The sequence below is a fragment of the Hydrogenophaga palleronii genome, assembly GCF_031457455.1.
GTDB lineage: Bacteria > Pseudomonadota > Gammaproteobacteria > Burkholderiales > Burkholderiaceae_C > Hydrogenophaga > Hydrogenophaga palleronii_A.
In genome coordinates, this window is record NZ_JAVDWU010000007.1 from 113,038 (window position 1) to 128,526 (window position 15,489).

Annotated in this window: 15 protein-coding genes and 1 riboswitch; all 15 genes read right to left on the reverse strand. The window is 66.5% G+C overall.

Annotated features, from left to right (window positions below):
- Positions 1-7: 7 nt before the first annotated feature.
- The 15 genes from J2W49_RS16690 to J2W49_RS16760 all read right to left on the reverse strand — a co-directional run bounded on the left by J2W49_RS16690 (position 8) and on the right by J2W49_RS16760 (position 15,476).
- Complete coding sequence (locus J2W49_RS16690; RefSeq protein WP_310318668.1) at positions 8-553, reverse strand: peroxiredoxin-like family protein; 546 nt, start codon at positions 551-553, stop codon at positions 8-10.
- Between the two features lie 34 nt (positions 554-587).
- On the reverse strand, positions 588-872 hold the full coding sequence (locus tag J2W49_RS16695; RefSeq protein ID WP_310318672.1) for a helix-turn-helix transcriptional regulator: 285 nt from the start codon (positions 870-872) through the stop codon (positions 588-590).
- A complete protein-coding gene (locus J2W49_RS16700; RefSeq protein WP_310318675.1) occupies positions 833-1,477 on the reverse strand; it encodes a cupin domain-containing protein in 645 nt (214 codons plus the stop codon). Before J2W49_RS16700 ends, J2W49_RS16695 begins: the two co-directional genes overlap by 40 nt.
- A gap of 23 nt (positions 1,478-1,500) precedes the next feature.
- Positions 1,501-3,066: a bifunctional hydroxymethylpyrimidine kinase/phosphomethylpyrimidine kinase gene (thiD, locus tag J2W49_RS16705; RefSeq protein ID WP_310318677.1), complete on the reverse strand. Its 1,566-nt coding sequence runs from the start codon at positions 3,064-3,066 to the stop codon at positions 1,501-1,503.
- Between the two features lie 4 nt (positions 3,067-3,070).
- Positions 3,071-3,877 carry a thiazole synthase gene (locus J2W49_RS16710; protein ID WP_310318680.1) on the reverse strand — a complete coding sequence of 269 codons (807 nt, stop codon included), beginning with the start codon at positions 3,875-3,877 and terminating at the stop codon, positions 3,071-3,073.
- A gap of 143 nt (positions 3,878-4,020) precedes the next feature.
- Complete coding sequence (gene thiS, locus J2W49_RS16715) at positions 4,021-4,248, reverse strand: sulfur carrier protein ThiS (protein ID WP_310318683.1); 228 nt, start codon at positions 4,246-4,248, stop codon at positions 4,021-4,023.
- Between the two features lie 24 nt (positions 4,249-4,272).
- Positions 4,273-5,601, reverse strand: coding sequence for an FAD-dependent oxidoreductase (locus J2W49_RS16720; protein ID WP_310318686.1), 1,329 nt, complete (start codon positions 5,599-5,601; stop codon positions 4,273-4,275).
- Positions 5,602-5,607: 6 nt separating this feature from the next.
- Positions 5,608-7,518, reverse strand: coding sequence for a phosphomethylpyrimidine synthase ThiC (thiC, locus tag J2W49_RS16725; protein ID WP_310318689.1), 1,911 nt, complete (start codon positions 7,516-7,518; stop codon positions 5,608-5,610).
- Between the two features lie 117 nt (positions 7,519-7,635).
- A riboswitch (TPP riboswitch) is annotated at positions 7,636-7,750 on the reverse strand.
- Positions 7,751-7,789: 39 nt separating this feature from the next.
- Positions 7,790-9,130: a TRAP transporter large permease gene (locus J2W49_RS16730; RefSeq protein ID WP_310318692.1), complete on the reverse strand. Its 1,341-nt coding sequence runs from the start codon at positions 9,128-9,130 to the stop codon at positions 7,790-7,792.
- A gap of 3 nt (positions 9,131-9,133) precedes the next feature.
- Positions 9,134-9,676, reverse strand: coding sequence for a TRAP transporter small permease subunit (locus J2W49_RS16735; protein WP_310318695.1), 543 nt, complete (start codon positions 9,674-9,676; stop codon positions 9,134-9,136).
- Complete coding sequence (locus J2W49_RS16740) at positions 9,676-10,779, reverse strand: TRAP transporter substrate-binding protein (protein ID WP_310318698.1); 1,104 nt, start codon at positions 10,777-10,779, stop codon at positions 9,676-9,678. The genes J2W49_RS16735 and J2W49_RS16740 overlap by 1 nt, the downstream gene beginning before the upstream one ends.
- Before the next feature lie 118 nt (positions 10,780-10,897).
- A complete protein-coding gene (gene eutC / locus J2W49_RS16745) occupies positions 10,898-11,677 on the reverse strand; it encodes an ethanolamine ammonia-lyase subunit EutC (RefSeq protein WP_310318701.1) in 780 nt (259 codons plus the stop codon).
- A 31-nt stretch (positions 11,678-11,708) separates the two neighbouring features.
- The gene (locus J2W49_RS16750; RefSeq protein ID WP_310318702.1) at positions 11,709-13,106 is read right to left on the reverse strand and encodes an ethanolamine ammonia-lyase subunit EutB; all 1,398 of its coding nucleotides are present in this window, start codon (positions 13,104-13,106) and stop codon (positions 11,709-11,711) included.
- A 65-nt stretch (positions 13,107-13,171) separates the two neighbouring features.
- A complete protein-coding gene (gene gudD / locus J2W49_RS16755) occupies positions 13,172-14,503 on the reverse strand; it encodes a glucarate dehydratase (protein ID WP_310318706.1) in 1,332 nt (443 codons plus the stop codon).
- A 16-nt stretch (positions 14,504-14,519) separates the two neighbouring features.
- Positions 14,520-15,476, reverse strand: a complete 957-nt coding sequence (locus J2W49_RS16760; protein ID WP_310318709.1) for a Bug family tripartite tricarboxylate transporter substrate binding protein — start codon at positions 15,474-15,476, stop codon at positions 14,520-14,522.
- Positions 15,477-15,489: the final 13 nt, after the last annotated feature.

The window sequence follows — 15,489 nt, forward strand, 5'->3', positions numbered from 1 at the left end:
CCGCAGGTCAGGCTTTGCTTGGCGCAAGGCTCTTGGCCAGCGCCAGCAGTTCATCCAGTGGCCATTGATCGTCCGCATGGCTGCCGTAGTGGACGGCCAGGACGCGACCGTCTGGCGCGATGAGGAAGTCCGCAGGCAGCCCCAGCATGGACTCCCCTTGGCCGGGAAGGCCAAAGCCATGCCGCAGCAGACCCCGCACGCCCGCAGGCCAGGAACGGGGATCCCATATGGCGTGCCACCCTGCCTCCACGCCGAACTGACGGTACAAGGCCTTGTGCGGATCGGCGATCAGCGCAAAGGGTGCGTGTGCATGCTGCGCCAGCAGATCGGCCGTGCTGGAGTGGAACACCGCGACTTCCTGGATACCCGTCTGTCGCAGCTCGTCGTGCCGCCGCACGAAGCTATGGATGTGCAGGTTGCACATGGGGCAGCCTGCGAAGCGGCGAAACTGCAGATGGGTCAGCGCCTCGGGGTGAGGCACGTCGATGGTTTGTCCATTGATGGCCGTGAGTTGAAGTGAATCGATGGGGTCGCCGGGGTGCAGGTGGGGCATGAGGCTGGTCTGTAGCCAAGGAAGTGCCTGCATGCTAGAGGGCGGTGTGCGAGGCAGGTTGTCCGATCGTCTCGTTGTGTGGTTGGATCGGGTTGTGCAATTGCGCCACCCAAAGGGAAGGCGGCACGCCCGCCAGGCGGGCGAACGCCTTGCTGAACGCACTCACCGTGGCAAAGCCCACATCGCCCGCCACCTGCTTGATGGGCGAGCCCTTGCGCAGCAACCGCTGCGCCGTGGTGATGCGCCAGGCGGCGACATAGTGCATGGGAGCGTCGCCAGTCACCTGCCGGAACAGCAGGGCCAGACGGGAGCGGGACATGTGGGCCAGGCCGGCCATGCGCGCCAGCGTCCAGTCGGCATCGGGCTGCTGGTGGATCGCCTGCAGCACTGCGCGAGTCGGGGATGGGCCAGTCCCGCCAGCGTGCCAGGGCGGGAGATGTTGTTCTGCACACAGTGCCGCATCAGGCGCACCGCCACGATCTCGCAGCAACGGTCCAGCACCGCCTTCCGGCCGATGCCCTGACCAAATGCTTCGGCGAACAGGGTCGCCAGCAAGCCATCGAGGTCGGGCAGGTCCGCCAGCGGCACCACGATCACATCGGGCAAGGCACTGGTGACGGGGTTCCAGCCGCCCAGGCCCAACTGCACCGTGCCGCACACCATGTCGGAACCGGCATCGTTGTCCACCACCAGCCGGTGGGCGCCCGGGCGCGTCAGGAAGAGCAGGGTGGGCTGGTCGATGACGATGGCGGTTTTCTGGACGCCCAGAATGCGCACCCGCCCGGACCGGATCACATGCAAATGGCCCCGCCCCATGTCATCAGGAAAGCCATGGTGGCCGCACAGGTTGCCGGCGAAAAAAGCGCCGGCGCGCAGGGTGTACTGGTCGAGCAGGGTGGTCAGGCTGTCCATGGTGGTCGCCATGGTAGTGGCCCGATGAACGCGCTTCAGAGGCTGGGGTGAGGCAACGCCGGCACGGTGTGCTTCTGCGCAGCCTGCCCCACATCCCAGGCCTGTTGCCATGTGGGCAAGGTGCGGGCCGGGTCGTCGCCCAGACCGCGCACGACGCAGCCGCCGCTTGCGCCACACGCGGCGGCCTGTGCCAGGTGGTCGGGTGTGAGGATGCCGCCAATGGCCACCACCGGTGCGGGGGCCATGTGCGCCCACCAGGCCAGGTTGTGCAGGCCTTGCGGGTGCCAGGGCATGTCTTTGGTGGTGGTGGGCCACACGGGGCCGCAGGCCACGTAGTCGGGCAGCAGGGTATGGGCGCGGCACAGTTCCCACAGGCTGTGCGAACTCAGGCCCAGTGCCATGCCCTGGGCGCGGGCGTGGGCGAGCTGAACATGTTCGGCGGGAGCGAGCGAGAGCAGATCTTCCTGGCCCAGGTGGAGGGCGCGGGCGCCGTTGGCCAGCGCATGTTGCCAGTGATCGTTGATGTAGAGCGTGGCACCGGCGGCGTCGGAGGCCGACTGGGCCAACTGGATTTCTGTGGCCAGTTGTTCGCGCCAGGTGGGGTCGTCTGCCGGCGTGATCGACGGCCGCTTGATGCGCAGCTGCACGGTGCGCGCGCCCGCGTCCACGCACTGGCGCACGCGCTCTGCGCTGTCCACGATGGCGTAGACACCCGGGGCTTGTCCGCGCGGGCGTGTGGTCCAGCTTGTCGGTGCTTCGCTGTCGAGCGACAGCCTCGGAAGCAATGAAGGGTCGATACCGAAACCCTCGCGAGCGATCACGGGCCCCACACCCCGTCCCACCGCACGCGCATGGCGCAGCGCATGAGTGGCGGCCATCTTGGCGAGCACGGCTGCGTCGGCCAGCACCCAGCCCAGTGCCAGCGCGGCCGCCATGGCCGAAGCAAAGGTGCAGCCTGTGCCATGGTTGTGGGGTGTGTTCTCGCGCGGCAGGCTGAGCCAGCCCTGGGCGTGTGGTGTGTCCAGCCAGTCCATGGAAAGGCTTTCACGGCGCCCCGTGGCTCCGGCGTCGCCCCCGGTGATCACCACGGCTTCGCAACCGAGCGCGCGCAAGGCAAGCGACTGCGCGGGAATGTCGCCGGGAAAGTCGTCACCCAGCAGTGCCACCGCCTCGGCCTGGTTGGGTGTGATGACCGTGGCACGCGGCAGCAGCAGTTCGCAATAGGCGGCGCGCAGTTCGGCATCCGCCAGGGCGGCGCCGGTGCTGGAACGCAGCACCGGGTCCACCACCAGCGCCAGCGGGTCGTTCTTTCGCAACTGGTCAACGAATCGGGCGAACACGCGCACGTTGTCGGCGCTGCCCAGCAGACCGGTCTTGATCACACGCGGCGGCATGTCGGCCGCGAGCGTGGCGAGCTGGGCCTGAAGCACCGCAGGCGGCGTGGCTTCGATGTGGGTGACTTCGGTGGTGCTCTGCGCCGTGATGGCGGCGACCACGGTGCAGCAGTGCACGCCGAACGCGTCGGCCGCGCGCTGATCGGCTGCGAGGCCTGCACCGCCGCCGCTGTCGGTGCCGGCGATGCTCCAGATAATGGGTGTCATGGTGTCATCCGATCAAGAAGGGATGGCCGCTGACCGGCGTACTCGCCACCGCCATGTCCTGCGGCGCCATCACCCCGGCTTCAAAAGCGGAGCGACCGGCTTCAATGGCCAGGCCAAAAGCGCGCGCCATGCGCACCGGGTCCACTGCCTGGCTCACGGCGGAATTCAGCAGCACGGCATCAAAGCCCAGCTCCATGGCAGCAGCGGCATGCGAAGGCGCGCCAATGCCGGCGTCCACCACCAGCGGCACGCCGGGCAGGCGTGCGCGCAGTGTGCGCAGAGCAAAGGGGTTGATGAGACCTTGCCCGGAGCCAATGGGGGCGCCCCAGGGCATCAGCACCTCGCAACCCGCGTCGAGCAGGCGCTGGCAGGTGACCAGGTCGTCGGTGCAGTAGGGGAACACGGCAAAGCCGTCTTTCGTGAGCTGCGCCGCCGCTTCCACCGTGCCCCAGGGATCAGGCTGCAAGGTGTGCTCGTCGCCCACCACTTCCAGCTTGATCCAGTGCGTGCCGTACAGCTCGCGCGCCATGTGGGCCAGGGTGATGGCTTCGCGCGCGGTGCGGCAGCCGGCGGTGTTGGGCAGCAGGCGCGCGCCGCGCTCTTTCATGGCGGAGCGGATGATCTCGATGAAGCCGTTGTCGCCGCCTGCGGCCAGGGTGCGCTTGAGGCCCACGGTGACCACCTGTGTGCCGCTGGCAGCGATGCTGTCCGCGAGTACCTCTGGAGAGGGGTAGCCGGCCGTGCCGAGCAGGAAGCGGCTGGTGAGTTCGACGCCGTAAGGCGACAAGGATAAGGTGGGTGCTTGATTCATTTCAATGACTCCTTGGATTCAGAGCACAGCGCTTCCCGCGCGAAGTGCCCCACCCAGAGATACCGTCGGGCCGGCTTTGCCGGACGACTGGTATCGCCCCCTTGAGGGGGTGACGCCGCAGGCGGCGCGGGGGTGTTCCATGCCTAGCCTCCGACGATGGCTTGAAAAGTCAGCACCGTGTCGCCGGGCTTGAGTGTGGTGGAGGCACGCATCGCGAAGGGCACGAATTCACCGTTGACCGCCGTGGCCACTTGGTTGGAGGCCACACCTTGTGCTTCCAGCAGCGCGGCCAGCGTCTGGCCTTGCGGGCAGGGTAGGCTGCGGTCGTTGAAGCGCAATTGGGCTTCTTGATGGGTAAGAGTGTCTGACATGGGCATTCCTCTGGTTAACCTGAGTCAGTGGTTCTGCTGGGATTCAAGCGCTTGCTCAGGCGTGCCCCTCACCCCAGCCCTCTCCCAAGAGGGGCGAGGGAGTGAGGTCCCTTCTGTCGCGAGGGTGGTGCGATGGCGTGAAACTCCCTCTCCCGCTTGCGGGAGAGGGTTGGGGTGAGGGTCTTCGGGTGCACGTGACACAGCTTCCATCTGAGCTACTGCATCTTCCACCAGCGCAGGCGCCAGCAACCAGCCATGTCGAAACAGACCATTGATGCGCAGCAGACCCGGCTCGCTGTGGGTGAGGGGCTCGTTGTCGGGCAAGGCAGGGCGCAGGTTGGCTTCCATGTGCACGATGCGCGCTTCGGCCAGTTCGGGGATCACGCTGTGCGCGGCAGCCATCAGTTCTACCGCGCTGCGCAGGCTCACAGGCGAGCGGTCTTCGCTTTCAATTTCGCTGGCACCCACCACGAACAGGTCGCCAGGGCGCGGCACGATGTACACGCGGTGGCGCGGATGCAGCAGACGCACTGGGCGCTGCAGCTTCACACCGGGAGCGTGCAGCCAGATCACTTCACCGCGTACGCCGCGAACGGCCATGTCCCCATCAAGAGCCTGCGCGGAACCGGCTTCGCCGGGCCGCTGCAGGTGCCCCCTTGAGGGGGTGACGCCGAAGGCGGCGCGGGGGTGGGTCAAATTCACGCCGCGAACATCAATCACCAGATCAAAATCCACTGGCCCTTCATCTGCCACATGCAGCACCCCAGACTCCACACTGGTCACACGCTCACCCCAGCACCACTCGACCAGGGGCGCGTGCACGGCCAGCGCGGTCAGCATCTCGCGCGACATCACTTGCGCCTCTTCGGGCAGCAACCAGGCGTGCACGCCCGGCGCCAGCGCAGGCTCCAGAGCGGCTAACGCAGAGCGGTCCAGCACCTGTGGCGCAGGCAGCTCGGCGGCCAGCGTGGGCGCGGTCTCCAGCCGGGCCAGCACGCGGCGCGCGGCGCCCAGGTCGGCACCGTGCGCCACCATCAGGCTGCCGTTCTGAGCAAACAGCGGATCGGTACAACCGTCGGCACACAGCGCGTCGGCGACCTCACGCCAGAGCGCCAGCGAGCGCCAGCCCAAGCGGGCAATCTCGGGACCGGCGTTGTCCAGCTCGGCGACGGGGCTGAGCATGCCGGCCGCCGTGAAACCGGCCGCATGCGGCACGGCAGCACCCAGTTGACCGATGGCCGGCGCAGCGGGGCCTGCCGCCGGGTCGAACACCGTCACCGCATGCCCGGCCCGTGACAGCCGCCATGCCAGCAGCCGCCCCAGCACGCCCGCACCAGCAATGCCAATGCGCATCACGCTTCAGCCCTTCTTGCCGATGGTGTCCACCGGTACGTAGAACTCGCCGCCCACGGCCTTGAACTCCGCGCTCTTCTGCGCCATGCCTTCGGCCAGTGCCGCTTCTTCGCTCACACCTTTTGCGGCGGCGTAGTCGCGCACGTCCTGCGTGATCTTCATGCTGCAGAATTTTGGCCCGCACATGGAGCAGAAGTGCGCTTCCTTGCTCGAGTCCTTGGGCAGGGTTTCGTCGTGGTAGTCCTCGGCGGTCTGCGGGTCCAGACCCAGCGCGAACTGGTCGCGCCAGCGGAACTCGAAGCGTGCCTTGCTCATGGCGTCGTCGCGGGCGCGGGCGCCGGGGTGGCCCTTGGCGATATCGGCCGCGTGGGCCGCGATCTTGTAGGCAATGATGCCCTGCTTCACGTCGTCGCGGTCGGGCAGGCCCAGGTGTTCCTTGGGTGTCACGTAGCAGAGCATGGACGTGCCCATCCAGCCGATCATGGCCGCGCCTACGGCACTGGCAATGTGGTCGTAGCCGGGCGCGATGTCGATGGTGAGTGGGCCCAGTGTGTAGAACGGCGCCTCGTGGCAGTGCTTCAGTTGCTCGTCCATGTTGGCCTGGATCAGGTGCATGGGCACGTGGCCAGGGCCTTCGATCATGGTCTGCACGTCGTGCTTCCAGGCCACCTGCGTCAACTCGCCCAGCGTCTTGAGTTCGGCGAACTGCGCTTCGTCGTTCGCGTCTGCGGCACTACCGGGCCGCAGGCCGTCGCCGAGCGAGAAGCTCACGTCGTAGGCCTTCATGATTTCGCAGATCTCTTCGAAGTGCGTGTAGAGGAAGTTTTCCTTGTGGTGGGTGATGCACCACTTGGCCAGGATGCTGCCGCCGCGGCTGACGATGCCGGTGCGGCGCTGGGCCGTGAGGTGGATGTAGGCCAGGCGCACGCCGGCGTGGATGGTGAAGTAGTCCACGCCCTGTTCGGCCTGCTCGATCAGCGTGTCGCGGTAGATTTCCCAGGTGAGGTCTTCGGCCACGCCGCCCACTTTTTCCAGTGCCTGGTAGATGGGCACCGTGCCGATGGGCACCGGGCTGTTGCGCACGATCCAGTCGCGCGTGGTGTGGATGTTCTTGCCGGTGGACAGGTCCATCACGTTGTCGGCGCCCCAACGGATCGCCCACACCAGCTTGTCCACTTCTTCCTCGATGCTGGAGGTGACAGCCGAGTTGCCGATGTTGGCGTTGATCTTCACGCCGAAGTTGCGCCCGATGGCCATGGGCTCGACCTCGGGGTGGTTGATATTGGCCGGGATGATGGCGCGGCCGCGTGCCACCTCGTCGCGCACGAACTCGGGTGTGAACACTTCCGGAATGCGCGCACCCATGGGGTTGCCACGCAGGCGGGCCTCGCGCGCCGGGTCGCCCAGGTACTCGCGCATCCACTCGCGCTTGCCGTTCTCGCGCAGGGCCACGTATTCCATTTCGGGGGTGACGATGCCTTTGCGCGCGTAGTGCATCTGGCTCACGTTCATGCCGCTCTTGGCGCGGCGCGGCGTGCGCTGCAGGCCGGCGGCTTCTGCACGCAGGGCCTCGATGCGTTCGATGGTGGTGCCGTTCTGTGCGGCTTCGTTCTTGATGCCGTCGTCCAGCGCGGCACGCTGGCGGCCAGCGTAGGTCTCGGTGTCGCCGCGTGCATCGATCCAGGCGCCGCGCACATCGGCCAGGCCGGTGCGCACGTCGATGGCGGCGGCCGGGTCGCTGTAGGGGCCGGAGGTGTCGTACACCGTGACGCGCTCGCCATTGGTCAGCAGGATTTCCCGCATGGGCACCTGGATGCTGGATTGCGAGCCGGGCACGTAGATCTTACGGGAAGCGGGGAAGGGCTCGCGGCTGAGGGCAAACTGATCGGCGAAGGGAATCTTGTCGGGGGCGTTCATGGCGGCGGTCTCCTGTGTGGGGCTGTGGATGCTCCGGAGACCGCCCTTCAAACCATGCGCCCATGCCTCCTGGATGGAGGCACACACGTCGGCGGAGGACGGGTGGCGGGTGCAGGCCCTTCAGGGCTGCGCTCTTCTTTCGCTGGTACTAGCCAGATCAAGTTCACGGGTTCGGTCTTTCAACCATCTCAGCGCCGGGCCTTGGCAGGCCCGTGCACCCCGGAGCAGTGGCAAGTGTATAGGGAACGCCGCCGCAATGCCAGTTTGGCGTTCAGGCCCCTGCGAAACGCTCAGGCAGCCACAAAGCGATCTGCGGGAAGATCATCACCAGGGCAATGGCCACCACCATGAGCAACACGAAGGGCACGACGGACAGGTAGATGTCCTTGATCGTGAAATCGGGCGGTGACATGGCGCGCATCAGGAACAGGTTGTAGCCGAACGGCGGTGTGAGGTAGGCGATCTGGCAGGTGAGCACGTACAGCACACCAAACCAGATGGGCGAAAAACCCAGCGTGTCGATGATGGGGATGTACAGCGGCGCCACGATGATGAGCATGGCCGTGTCGTCCAGGAAGATGCCCATGATCACGAAGGAGAGGATCATCAGCGTCAGCACCTGCCAGGGCGTGAGCCCCCAATCTTCCAGGAAGAGCGCTTCCACCGCCCGCACTGCGCCCAGGCCATCGAACACCGCCGCAAAGGCCAGCGCGGCCATCATGATCCACATGAACATTGCGCTGGCATTGAGGGTCTGGCGCAGCGCGTTTGTGAACACCAGCCAGCTCAGCCGCCGGCGGACGAACGCGATCACGATGGACGCCAGCGCACCGATGGCCGAACTCTCGACCAGGCTGGCGTAGCCCAGAAAGAAGGAGCCGATCACGGCCGCCATCAGCAGCAGCGGAAGAATGCCGGCGCTGAGCACCTGGAGCTTTTCGGCCAGGGTGTGGCGGTTCTCTTCGGGCGGGATGGCCGGACCCAGTTCGGGCTGTAGCCAGCAGCGCACCACGATATAGACCAGGAACAGTGCCGCCAGCAGCAGGCCCGGCACGATGCCGGCCAGCCAGAGCGCGTCCACCGGCTGGCGCGCGATCATGGCGTAGAGCACCAGCACAACGCTGGGCGGCACCAGAATGCCCAGCGAACTGCCGGCCTGGATGATGCCGCTGATCATGCGCTTGTCGTAGTGGCGCTTGACCAGTTCGGGCAACGCCACGCTGCAGCCAATGGCCATGCCGGCCACCGACAGGCCGTTCATGCAGGAGATCATCACCATCAGGAACAGCGTGCCCACGCCCAGCCCGCCGCGCAGCGAACCCATCCACACGTGCAGGGCGTGGTAGAGGTCGTCGGCAATGCCGGACTCCGCCAGCATGTAGCCCATGAAGATGAACATGGGCAGCGTGAGCAGCGGGTACCAGTTGAAGAGCTTGATGGCGGCGTTGAAGCCCATGTCGGTGGCCCCGCCATCGCCGCCCCACAACCACATGGCCGCGGCCACGCCCACGAACCCCATGACCCCGAACACCCGCTGGCCCGTGGCCATCAGGAGCATGAGGCACGAGAACATCAGGACGATGATGACTTCCGGCGCGAGGCTGATGTCCATGATTCAGGTATTCGCCGTGTCGAAGGGATGGCCCAGGGCCCGCGCGATGTCCTTGCACAGCTCGGACAGCGACTGCAGCAGCATGAGGGCCATGCCTGTGGTCATGATGATCTTGACCGGTGCCATGTAGGGGCGCCAGAGCGAGCGGCTGCGCTGCCCAGAGTCCAGGGCGTAGGCCGTGCTTTCCCAGCCGCCGACCACTAGCATCACCAGGAAAAAAATGAGGAAGACGGAGGTGAACGAGTCCACCACGCTGCGGGTGCGGGGCCGCCAGTGCGAATAGAACACGTCCATGCGCACGTGCACGCCCCGCTGCATCGTCCAGGCGCCGCCCAGCAGGTAGTACGACACCAGGGTGAACTGGGCCATTTCAATGACCCAGACCGAACGCACATCAATGGCCTGCGACGCAATGCCCCAGACCAGCACGGCCAGCATCAGCACCAGCAGCCACATGGCGAACTGGCCCACCCAGGCATTGAGCGCATCCACCCCCCGCGTGAAGCGGCGGGCGGTGCGCCACACCAATCCCTCTGTGCCCGCCATCAGCCGTAGCGGTAGGGTTTGCCGGCCTTGGCCATCAGCGCGTTGTACTTGCGGAAGACCGCCACGATCTTGGCGGCGGTGGGGTTCTTCTTGGCTTTTTCATCCCAGAACTTCACGGCTTCGGCTTCCACCGTGGCCCATTCCGCGTCGGGGATGGAGGTGAGCTGGAGCTTGGGACCGTTCACGCGCAACTCGGCTTCGCCACCCCAGTACCAGTGCTGCCGGTAGTAGTGCGAGCTGTCCATGGCCAGCCTGAACAGGGCCTGCAGGTGCGGCGGCACTTTGTTCCAGGACTTGGTGTTGGCAAAGAAGTGGCCGATCCAGGCACCCGAGATGTTGTTGGTCAGGAAGTACTTGGTGCCGTCGGCCCAGCCCACGGTGTAGTCCTCGGTGATGCCGCTCCAGGCCACGCCGTCGAGCTCGCCGGTCTTGAGCGCGATGATCACGTCTTCATAAGGCAGGTCCACCGGCACCACGCCAAAGCGCGCGAGGAACTGGCCGGCGGTGGGGAATGTGTAGATCTTCTTGCCCTTGAGGTCGGCCAGCTTGTTGATGGGCGTGCGGGTGGCGAAATGGCAGGGGTCCCAGGCGCCGGCGCTCAGCCAGGTGACGTTGTCGACCTTGGCGTAAGACTCTTCCCAGATCTTGTCAAGGCCGAACTGGTTGAACAGCACGGGCACGTCCAGGCTGTAGCGGGTGGCGAAGGGAAAGTAGCCGCCGAACTCGCGCACATCGGCCGGTGAAGCCATGGAGTCGTCATCGCTCTGCACGGCGTCCAGCGTGCCTTTCTGCATGGCGCGCACCAGTTCGCCCGTAGGCACCAACTGGTCGGCGTAGTACAGCTCGATCGTCATTTCGCCGTTGGCTGCCTTGTTGAAGGCTTCGATCGCAGGTTTGATGACGTGAGCCCCCAGAGCCGCTCCCGCGTAGGTCTGCATGCGCCATTTGATGCCGGTCTTTTTCTGGGCCAGCACAAAAGGGGCTGCGCTCAAGGCGGCGGCGCCAACGGCTGCCTGCTTGAGCGCCTGGCGGCGCGAAGGCACGGTTTCGGTGCTGGGTGCGGTGTCAACGGACTGGGCATGCGGAAGGGTCGGCAGGGGCATGGGGACTCCAGAAAAAAGGTTGGGTCACCATGCGTAAGCAGGGAGCGTGCCTGACCGGAAGTCCCTCCCGGGCGTGGGTGCGCAAAGCCATCCCAGTGGCCTCAGCGTGCCGTTGTGTTCAGCTGCCCAGTGAAGGCGGCGTGTCTCCAGGCAGGGCCACCGCGTCGCTGCGGTCTTTCAGCTGCACGCCGGTGAGCTGCAGCCGCCGGGCGGCCTGACAGAGCCACCAGAGCCGAGCAGCCGCCAGCTCAGGGGCCTGGCCTTCGGGTCGCACGTTGGAGATGCAGTTGCGCTGGCCGTCATGGCGGCCGGGCTCTGGTGCCCAGGTCAGGTAGATGCCCAGACTGTCGGGCGAAGACAGACCCGGGCGCTCGCCGATCAGCATCGCCACGAGGCGCGCATCCAGCAGCGCGCCGACCTCGTCGCCCAGTGCCACACGGGCCTGGGTGGCGACGATCACCGGGCCCAGCGTCCAGTCGGCGGGCGCCTGCCGGCGAATGGCCTCCACCACCGGCACCGCCTGGCGGGCGATGGCTTGGGAAGACAGGCCATCACCAATCACCAGCAGCAGATCGATGCCACCTGCTGGTGCCAGGTAAGGGAGCCGCTGCGCTTCGTCCGGGTGCAGGCGCCGCCCCAAATCGGGTCGCAGCAGGTAGGTGGCCCGGTCACTGGCCGCGCTGCGCACCGTGTGGGTGGCGCAGCCCAGCGCCTGCAGTTGCGCTTCCAGCGCCGGCACGTCGAGCGGAATGTGCACGGCGTCGCGCGCCTGCGCATGGGCCAGGCCGAAGCGCAGCAGCTCGTCCGTGGGCAGGGCCGCACCGCTGCGGCCCAGCGCAATGCGTGCGGCGGTGTGCTCGCGCAGGTGGGCCCATGGATCAGGCTGTGCGTCTCTCACCAGGGTATCTCCGCTCTTTGGGCAGCGGCGCTCATGCCGTGACCCCCAACTGGTGCATGCGGGTCAGCGCGGGGTGGTGTGCCCCACTGGGCAGCAGGCGACCGGCGCCATCGATGATCTGCATCTGCTGCAGCCAGGCCTCGAACTCGGGCGCGTGTCGCAGGCCCAGGGTCTGGCGCACATAGAGCGCGTCGTGAAAAGACGTGCTCTGGTAATTGAGCATGATGTCGTCCGCACCCGGCACGCCCATCACGAAGTTCACGCCCGCCGCGCCCAGCAGGGTGAGCAGGTTGTCCATGTCGTCCTGGTCGGCCTCGGCGTGGTTGGTGTAGCAGACGTCCACGCCCAGCGGCACACCCAGCAGCTTGCCGCAGAAATGGTCTTCCAGCCCGGCGCGCACGATCTGCTTGCCATCGTACAGGTACTCCGGGCCAATGAAGCCGACAACCGTGTTGGTGAGCAGGGGGTCGAAGGCGCGGGCGACTGCGTAGGCCCGCACCTCACAGGTCTGCTGGTCCACGCCGTGGTGGGCGTTGGCCGAGAGCGCGCTGCCCTGGCCGGTTTCAAAGTACATGACGTTGTGGCCCACGGTGCCCCGGTTCAGCGAGAGCGCTGCCTCGCGCGCTTCCTTGAGGAGGGACAGGTTGATACCGAAGCCGGTGTTGGCGGCTTCGGTGCCGGCCACCGACTGGAAGACCAGATCCACCGGGGCCCCCATCTCGATCATCTGCAGCGTGTTGGTCACGTGGGTGAGCACACAGGTCTGCGTGGGAATCTGCAGGCGTTCCACCACCTCGCCCAGACGGTGCACGAGCTGGGTCAGCACACCCACGCTGTCGCTGGCCGGGTTGACGCCAATCACCGCGTCGCCGCAGCCATAGAGCAGGCCGTCGATCATGCTCGCCGCGATGCCGCGCACATCGTCGGTGGGGTGGTTGGGCTGCAGGCGCACGGCCAGCCGGCCCGGCAGGCCGATGGTGTCTCGAAAAGCCGTGACCACACGGCACTTGCGCGCCACCGCGATCAGGTCCTGGTTGCGCATGAGCTTGCTCACGGCGGCCACCATCTCGGGCGTGAGGCCCATGCGCACGGCGGTCAGGGCTTCGCTGGTGGTGTGTTCGCTGAGCAGCCAGTCGCGAAAGCCACCGACCGTCAGGTGGGCGACGGGTTCGAAGGCCGCCGCGTCGTGGCTGTCGATGATGAGCCGGGTGACCTCGTCAGACTCGTAGGGCACGAGCGCTTCATTCAGAAAGGTGCTCAGCGGCAGATCGGCCAGCGCCATGCGGGCCGCGATGCGCTCCACCGCCGAAGCCGCGGCGATGCCGGCCAGCGCGTCGCCGGAACGCAGCGGCGTGGCCTTGGCCATCAGATCGCGCAGATCGCGAAACTGCCAGACCTGTTGGGCGATGGAGTGTTGGTAGGCGGGCATGAGCAACTGTGGAAGCAGCAACTATGCCAGTCAACGCGCGGGTGCGCGAGTGCGTACCCGCTGTCTCAACGCACCATGCAGGGACGCTTGCTGTCGAAGGTCCAGTCCGGGATCAGGTACTGCATGGCCATGGCATCGTTGCGCACGCCCAGGCCGTGCTGCTGGTACAGCGCATGCGCGCGCTCCACCGCCGCCATGTCCAGCGTCACGCCCAGGCCCGGCTGGGTGGGCACCTTCACGTGGCCGTTCACGATTTTCAGCGGGTCCTGCGTAAGCGCCTGACCGTCCTGCCAGATCCAGTGGGTGTCGATGGCGGTGACCTTGCCCGGAGCCGCAGCGGCCACGTGGGTGAACATGGCCAGCGACACGTCGAAGTGGTTGTTGGAGTGCGAGCCCCAGGTCAGACCCCAATCGCGGCAGGTCTGGGCCACGCGCACCGAGCCGGCCATGGTCCAGAAATGCGGGTCGGCCAGCGGAATGTCCACGCTTTGCAGCGACAGGGCATGCACCAGTTGCCGCCAGTCGGTGGCCACCATGTTGGTGGCGGTGGGCAGGCCGGTGGCGCGGCGGAATTCGGCCATCACCTCGCGGGAAGAAAAACCGTCCTCGGCACCGCAGGGGTCTTCCGCGTAGGCGAGCACACCGCGCATGTCACGCATCAGGCGCACCGCGTCTTTCAGCAGCCAGCCGCCGTTCGGGTCCAGGGTGACGCGGGCCTTGGGAAAGCGCTGGTGCAGCGCGGTCACCGCTTCGATCTCTTCTTCGCCGCGCAGCACGCCGCCCTTGAGCTTGAAATCGTTGAAGCCGTAGCGCTCGTGGGCCGCTTCGGCCAGGCGCACCACGGCCTCGGGTGTCATGGCCATCTCGTGGCGCAGGCGGCACCAGGCGTCGGCGGGTTCGTCTTCCGGCGAGGCATAGGGCAGGTCTGTGCGGCGGCGGTCGCCCACAAAGAACAGATAGCCCAGCATCTCCACCGAATCGCGCTGCTGCCCTTCGCCCAGCAAGGCCGCCACCGGCAACTCCAGGTGCTGGCCCAGCAGGTCCAGCATGGCCGATTCGATAGCCGTGGCCGCGTGGATGGTGGTGCGCAGGTCGAAGGTCTGTGCGCCACGACCACCCGCATCGCGGTGGCCAAACGTCTGCTGCACCGAGCGCAGCACCGCCTGCACGTTGCCCACCGGCTGCCCCACCACCAGGTCGCCCGCATCTTCCAGCGTCTGGCGAATCGGTTCACCCCCGGGTACTTCGCCCACCCCGGTGCGCCCGGCGCTGTCGGTGAGCAGCAGCAGGTTGCGGGTGAAGAACGGTGCGTGTGCGCCGCTCAGGTTCATCAGCATGCAGTCGCGGCCCGCCACAGGGATGGCGCGCAGGCTGCGCACAACGGGGGTGTTCGTCATGATGGGTGCTCGTCCTTCAGTCGGCGGTGATGTTGCGGGATTGGATCAGGGATTTCCAGCGCTGGAACTCCTGCTGCTGGAAGGCGGTGAACTGCTCCGGTGTGTTGGCCACGATCTCGAAGCCTTGCTCGATCAGGCGGGGCTTCACCTGAGGGTCGTTGATGGCCGCCACCAGGGCTTCGTGGATTTTCTTCTTCATGTCTGCGCTGAGGCCTTTGGGGGCGGCAATCGCCTGCCAGGAGTACACGTCCGCGTCTTTCACACCGGCCTCGCTCAGCGTGGGCACGTCGGGCATCAGGGTGGAACGCTTGTCACCGGTCACGGCCAAGGCGCGCAGTTTGCCGGCCTTCACATGTTGCACGATGGCGTTGATGTTCTGGAACGAGGCCTGCACCTGGTTGCCCAGCAGGTCGTTGATGGCCGGCGCGCCGCCGCGGTAGGGAATGTGCACACCCTGGGTGCCCGTCTGCTGCCAGAACAGTTCGGCGGTGAGGTGGTCTGAAGAGCCGTTGCCGGATGAGGCGAACGCCACCTTGCCCGGGTTGGCTTTTAAGTCGGCGATCACGTCGGCCACGCTTTTGTTCGCCGACGCCGCTGGCACCACCAGCACGTTGGGGGCCTGCACCGCCACCGTGAGGTAGTCAAAGTCTTTCAAGGCGTCGTAAGGCACGCTCTTGAGCAGGTGCGGTGCGATCACATAGGGACCCAGCGAGGCCACCAGGATGGTGTGGCCATCCGGCGCCGATCGCGCCACGTGGTTGGCTCCAATGGTGCCGGTGGCGCCCGCGCGGTTGTCCACGATGAAGGTCTGGCCGCTTTTCGCCTGCATGACGTTGGCCAGCGTGCGGGCAATGGTGTCGGTGGAGCCGCCCGGCGGGAAGGGCACCACCACGTTGACGGTTTTGTCGGGCCAGGCCATGGCGGCGGTGCTCATGCCCAGGGTCAGGGCGAGGGTGATGAGGGTCTTTTTCATGGATGTCTCCTGT

Bases quoted from the DNA above. Each gene is read 5' to 3' on its own strand.
- J2W49_RS16690 (WP_310318668.1), bottom strand. From the start codon at position 553: ATGCCCCACCTGCACCCCGGCGACCCCATCGATTCACTTCAACTCACG.
- J2W49_RS16695 (WP_310318672.1), bottom strand. From the start codon at position 872: ATGTCCCGCTCCCGTCTGGCCCTGCTGTTCCGGCAGGTGACTGGCGAC.
- J2W49_RS16700 (WP_310318675.1), bottom strand. From the start codon at position 1,477: ATGGCGACCACCATGGACAGCCTGACCACCCTGCTCGACCAGTACACC.
- thiD (WP_310318677.1), bottom strand. From the start codon at position 3,066: ATGACACCCATTATCTGGAGCATCGCCGGCACCGACAGCGGCGGCGGT.
- J2W49_RS16710 (WP_310318680.1), bottom strand. From the start codon at position 3,877: ATGAATCAAGCACCCACCTTATCCTTGTCGCCTTACGGCGTCGAACTC.
- thiS (WP_310318683.1), bottom strand. From the start codon at position 4,248: ATGTCAGACACTCTTACCCATCAAGAAGCCCAATTGCGCTTCAACGAC.
- J2W49_RS16720 (WP_310318686.1), bottom strand. From the start codon at position 5,601: ATGCGCATTGGCATTGCTGGTGCGGGCGTGCTGGGGCGGCTGCTGGCA.
- thiC (WP_310318689.1), bottom strand. From the start codon at position 7,518: ATGAACGCCCCCGACAAGATTCCCTTCGCCGATCAGTTTGCCCTCAGC.
- J2W49_RS16730 (WP_310318692.1), bottom strand. From the start codon at position 9,130: ATGGACATCAGCCTCGCGCCGGAAGTCATCATCGTCCTGATGTTCTCG.
- J2W49_RS16735 (WP_310318695.1), bottom strand. From the start codon at position 9,676: ATGGCGGGCACAGAGGGATTGGTGTGGCGCACCGCCCGCCGCTTCACG.
- J2W49_RS16740 (WP_310318698.1), bottom strand. From the start codon at position 10,779: ATGCCCCTGCCGACCCTTCCGCATGCCCAGTCCGTTGACACCGCACCC.
- J2W49_RS16750 (WP_310318702.1), bottom strand. From the start codon at position 13,106: ATGCCCGCCTACCAACACTCCATCGCCCAACAGGTCTGGCAGTTTCGC.
- gudD (WP_310318706.1), bottom strand. From the start codon at position 14,503: ATGACGAACACCCCCGTTGTGCGCAGCCTGCGCGCCATCCCTGTGGCG.
- J2W49_RS16760 (WP_310318709.1), bottom strand. From the start codon at position 15,476: ATGAAAAAGACCCTCATCACCCTCGCCCTGACCCTGGGCATGAGCACC.